Source organism: Pseudomonas edaphica (assembly GCF_005863185.1).
Taxonomy (GTDB): Bacteria; Pseudomonadota; Gammaproteobacteria; order Pseudomonadales; family Pseudomonadaceae; genus Aquipseudomonas; species Aquipseudomonas edaphica.
Map to the genome: position 1 here is coordinate 1 of NZ_VBVZ01000480.1, position 4,941 is coordinate 4,941.

Below are 4,941 nucleotides of genomic sequence, written 5' to 3' on the forward strand. Positions count from 1 at the left end.
CTGGCCAGTGGCACGGTGGCGGTGAACAACGGCGCGACGCTGGCCGGTACTGGCTCATTATCGGGTGCGGTGACGGTGGCTGATGGCGGGCACATCGGCCTGAACGCCGGCAGCACGCTGTCGGTGGGCTCGTTGGTGCTGGGTAATAACGCCAACCTGGACGTCGGCCTCGGCGTGCCGGTGGTGGGCGGTGGCAGCGGGCTGCTGAATGTCGGCGGTGATCTGACCTTGGGCGGCAAACTCAACGTCACCGATATCGGCGGCTTTGGCAGCGGCGTCTACAACATCATCAACTACGGCGGGGCACTCACCAATAATGGCCTGGCCCTTGGCAGTTTGCCGGGCAGTGTGATTCCGGGCGATGTGCAAGTGCAGACGGCCATCAGCAACAAGGTCAACCTGCTGGTGACTGCGCCCAATACCACCGTGCAGTTCTGGGACGGCGCCAACCTGATCGGCAACGGCGCCATCGACGGCGGCAACGGCACCTGGGGCACTGGCACCACCAACTGGACCAACGTTGACGGCACCCTCAACCAGAACTGGAACAACAGCTTTGCAGTGTTCCAGGGCGCGGCGGGTAACGTGACCGTGGAGGGCACGCAAAACCTCACCGGCATGCAGTTCGTCACCGATGGCTACAACCTGGCCTCCGGCACGGCGGGCGTGCTCAACCTGGTGAATGGCGGCACCGGCAACACGGCGATCCGTGTCGACCCGAACGCCACCGCAACGTTGGGCGTCACGCTCGGTGGTGCTGGCACCCTGGCCAAACTCGACACTGGCACCTTGGTGCTTAACGGCACCAACACCTACACCGGCGGCACTGCACTCAATGGCGGCACGCTGGTAGTCGGCAATAACAGCGCGCTGGGCAGTGGCGCACTGACGGCGGCCGACGGCACCACCCTGGACAGCAACGCGGCCGTCACACTCGGCAACGCTGCGGTACTCAATGGTGCACTGGCCATCGGCGGCAGCAATGCGCTGACGCTTAACGGCAGTATCAGCGGCAATGGCAGCCTGCTGAAAAAAGGCGCGGCAACCCTGACGCTCAACGGCGCCAACACCTACAGTGGCGGCACCGGCCTGAACGCCGGGCAACTGACCCTGGGCAATAACGCCGCATTGGGCAGCGGCGCGCTCACCGTCGGCGGCGCTGCGGCGCTGGATGGCAGCACCGACCTGCAACTGGCCAACGCCATCAGCCTGAGTGGGCCGCTGACCCTGGTCGGCAGCAATGCACTAGCGCTTAACGGCGTGGTCAGCGGCACCGGCAGCCTGGTGAAAAACGGCAACGGTGCGCTGCTGTTGACCGGCGCCAACACCTACAGCGGTGGCACCACCCTTAACGGCGGCACCACCACCGGCAACACCAACAGCTTGCAAGGCGCGATTGCCAACAATGCGGCCCTGACCTTCGAGCAAGGCACCGATGGCACCTACACCGGCAACCTTACCGGCGCAGGCGTGCTGAATAAAACCGGCACCGGCGCGTTGCTGTTGACTGGCAACAACACCTTGACCGGCAACACCAACGTCAACGCCGGCAGCTTGCTGGTCAACGGCACCTTGAACAGCGCAGCGGTGCAGGTAGCCAGCGGCGCGACCCTTGGCGGCAGCGGCAGCCTGGGCGGTGCTGTGACGATGGCCGATGGCTCGACCCTCAAGGCCGGGGCGGCGACGCCGCTGTCGGTGGGTTCGCTGGCGTTGTCGTCGGGCACTGCCCTGGACTTCGCCCTCGGCGCGCCTGGCGCATCCACCACGGCGGTGAATGTGGCGGGCAACCTGACCCTTGATGGCACGCTCAACGTTACCGATGCCGGGGGCTTCGGACTCGGCGTTTATCAACTGTTCCGCTACGGCGGCGCGTTGACCGACAACGGCCTGACCCTCGGCTCGCTGCCGGTCGGCGTGGGTAATCTGAGCCTGCAAACGGCGCTGGCCAACCAACTGAACCTGCTGGTGCAAACCATGCCGGGGCAAATCCAGTTCTGGAACGGTGGCACCACCAACCCTGACGGCACTATCACCGGCGGCAGTGGTACCTGGGGCCCAGGCACCAACTGGACCGATCCAACCGGTACCCAGGGCCAGGCGTCAAATAACCAGTTTGCCGTGTTCGGCGGGCAGGGCGGTACGGTCACCGTGGTCGGTAACCAAGGCTTTACTGGCCTGCAATTCCTTGACCCTGGTTACACGCTGACGGCAGGCGCAGGTGGGACCTTGTCGCCAACCGGTGCCGCAGTGGTGCGTGTCAATTCGGGCGTCACTACCGAAGTGGCTGCGCCAATCGTGGGGGCCGGGTCGATCAACAAACTTGACGCCGGCACCTTGCTGTTGACCGGCGCCAACACCTATTCCGGTGGCACGACCGTCAGTGGCGGTACGCTGGCCGGTAACACGCTGAGCTTGCAGGGTCGCATCCTCAACAATGCGCAACTGTTGTTTGTCCAACCCACTAACGGCACCTTTAATGGTGTATTGAGCGGAACCGGCAGCATTACCAAACAAGGCGCAGGCGCGCTGTTGCTGACCGGCAACCAGCCATTCAGCGGCACGGTGGCGGTGGACCAGGGCGTACTGCAAGTCGGCAACGCGGCCAACCCAGGCGCGGTGTTTGGTGGGCAGGTGACCGTCGCCAACGGTGCAGGCCTGACCGGCAACGGCAGCGTCGGCGCGTTGGTCAACAACGGCAGCGTCACACCTGATAACGGTAAGCTGACGGTGGCCGGTAACTTCACTAATGGCAGTACCGGCGCGTTGAACCTGCTCATCACCCCATCGTCGACCGGCTCCCTGGCCGTTGGGGGGACGGCGAACCTGGGCGGCACGTTGAATGTGGTCAACCTGGCGCCGTACGCCGGCCCGGCCACCTACACGCTGCTCACGGCGGGTGCAGTGAACGGCACCTTCGGCACCACCAACCTGGAGAACCTGGCGTTCCTCAATACCGCGTTGAACTACAGCCCTACTCAGGTGGCGCTGGCGGTTAGCCGCAACAACGTCAGCTACGCCAGCGTGGCAGCCACTGGTAACCAACGTGGCGTGGCCGCCGCGTTGGACAGCGGTGCCGCGGTGGGTGGCGCAACGGTGCAGAATGCGCTGCTCAACTCCAATGTTGCCGGGGCGCGCGCCGCGTTCGACAGCTTGTCCGGGGAGATTCATGCCAGCACCGCCAGCGCCATGCTCGAAGATTCGCGTTACGTGCGTGACGCGGTCAACGAGCGCCTGCGTCAGCCCGGCTGCTACCGCGAAGATGACCCACGCAACAGCCTGGCGCCCAGCGAAAACCGCCTGAGCAGCGCCGGTTGCCACGGCGAAATGGTCGGCTGGATGCGTGTGTTGGGCACCTGGGGCCACATGGGCGGCGACAGCAACACCGCCAAGCTGGACCGCAACCTCGGCGGCTTCCTGCTCGGCACCGACAAACAAGTGGATGACGCCTGGCGCGTCGGTGTGGCCGCCGGCTACACCCGCAGCGACCTGGACGCCAAGCGCCGCAGCTCCAGCGCCGACGTCGACAGCTACCACTTGATGGCCTACACCGCGTACCAGCAGGAAGCCTTCGCCGCTCGCATGGGCGTGGCATACAGCTGGCACGACATCGAAAGCAAACGCGATGTGGCCGTAGGCGGCGTGGGGCAACGCCTCAAAGCCGACTACAAAGCGCGCAGCGCGCAAGTGTTCGGTGAAGTGGGCTACACCATTGAAACCGGCAAAGTGGTAGTAGAACCGTTCGCCGGCCTGGCTTACGTCAACTACGACAGCGACACGATCAAGGAGAAAGGCGGTTCGGCGGCCCTGCGCGGCGATGCCGATCAGGACGTGACCTTCTCGACCCTGGGCGTGCGCATCGGCCAGACCATCACCTTGGGTAACGGCTCGAAAATCACCCCACGGGGCAGCATCGGCTGGCGTCATGCCTTTGGCGACACCAAGCCGGATGCCGACCTGAGCTTTATCAACGGCGGTGCATCGTTCAGCACCCAAGGTGTGCCGATCGCCAAGGACAGCGCGGTGGTGGAAGCGGGCGTGGACTACCAGATCAGTCAGAATGGCAAGTTGGGCCTGGGCTATTCCGGCCAATTGTCGCGCAACGATAAAGACCATGCGATGACGATCAGCTTCTCCCTCGGTTTCTGATCAAAGCCGAGTATTTTTAACCGCCCGAAAGGGCGGTTTTTTTTTGGAAATATTTCTTAACGCTATTCGATGGTTTGCCAATAGGGCAGGGTTGTTGCTCAGCGTCTGGTCAGAAGGATGTACAAACAATTTCCCCTGGAGCCCGGCTGGTAATGCAGTCTTTTCTGAATCTAAAGTATGCCCTTGAGTTTATATTCCTTAGGTGGCATATTCGCATGGATTGGGACGTTGAATACACGGATGAATTCGCAGAATGGTGGGATGAACTGGGCGCAAAGGAGCAAGTCTCCGTGTCCGCCAGCGTTGATCTGCTGGGGCTTTTAGGGCCTGGCCTGGGCTTCCCCCATACCAGTGATATCAAGGGTTCCCGGCATGGCAACCTGCGGGAACTGCGGGTCCGGCACGCCGGCCGGCCCTATCGAGTGCTGTATGCATTTGATCCCCGGCGCTGCGCTGTCCTGCTGATCGGCGGCGATAAAGCCGCACACCCCAGGTGGTACGAGGTGCATGTGCCCTTGGCCGAAAATGTGTACGACATCCATTTGCAAACATTGCGTAAAGAGGCCCGTCACCATGGCTAAAAAATTCGCTGAACTTCAAGCGCGCATGACCCCGCAGTCGCGTGCCGAAGCCGAGCAGCTGTTCCGCCAGCACCTCAAGGAAATGCCCCTGCATGAGCTGCGCAAGGCCCAGCAACTGAGCCAGGAAAGCCTGGCCAAGGCGTTGAATATCAACCAGGCAGCGGTTTCCAAGATGGAGCGGCGTACCGACATGTACATCAGCACGCTGCGTGAC

General features: G+C 63.0%; 3 protein-coding genes. All 3 read left to right on the plus strand.

Annotated features, from left to right (window positions below; translation table 11 throughout):
- A partial coding sequence (locus tag FEM54_RS24665) for an autotransporter domain-containing protein (protein ID WP_138453448.1) occupies positions 1-4,146 on the plus strand: 4,146 nt, incomplete at its 5' end.
- Between the two features lie 215 nt (positions 4,147-4,361).
- A complete protein-coding gene (locus FEM54_RS24670; RefSeq protein ID WP_138453449.1) occupies positions 4,362-4,727 on the plus strand; it encodes a type II toxin-antitoxin system RelE/ParE family toxin in 366 nt (121 codons plus the stop codon).
- On the plus strand, positions 4,720-4,941 hold a 222-nt coding region (locus tag FEM54_RS24675; protein ID WP_138453450.1), incomplete at its 3' end, for a helix-turn-helix domain-containing protein. The genes FEM54_RS24670 and FEM54_RS24675, both read left to right, overlap by 8 nt.

Bases quoted from the DNA above. Each gene is read 5' to 3' on its own strand.
- FEM54_RS24670 (WP_138453449.1), top strand. From the start codon at position 4,362: ATGGATTGGGACGTTGAATACACGGATGAATTCGCAGAATGGTGGGAT.